The organism is uncultured Winogradskyella sp. (assembly GCF_947501905.1).
Taxonomy (GTDB): Bacteria; Bacteroidota; Bacteroidia; order Flavobacteriales; family Flavobacteriaceae; genus Winogradskyella.
This window is the reverse complement of sequence record NZ_CANMXL010000024.1, coordinates 1-302: the sequence shown is the minus strand read 5'-3', so window position 1 is coordinate 302 and position 302 is coordinate 1. Positions and strand designations below refer to the sequence as shown.

Annotated in this window: 1 protein-coding gene; it reads right to left on the bottom strand. The window is 36.8% G+C overall.

Annotated features, from left to right (window positions below; all coding sequences use genetic code 11):
* Window positions 1-302 (bottom strand): hypothetical protein (locus tag Q0770_RS14680; protein ID WP_299118193.1); only part of this gene is annotated, 302 nt, incomplete at both ends.

The window sequence follows — 302 nt, the reverse complement described above, 5'->3', positions numbered from 1 at the left end:
AGCTTATTATAAACAATATATTCCCAACCTTTACCTGGTATTTTCTTTTCTACCAACCTGTTGCGATAATCATAGACATATTGGTAGCCCAATTCATCCAAGGAAGCTTGAACATTAACTAATGTTTCTGTATCTGCATCCATTAATGGCGGTAACACATAGGTGAGATTTCCATAGTCGTCATAGACATAATAGGTGTCATGTTTTACACCTGCATTATAGGTGCGTTTTAAAATCACACGGCCTTCAGCATCTTTAAACTCTTCAGTGCTATGATTATTACCACTGGTATGGTTTTCGTC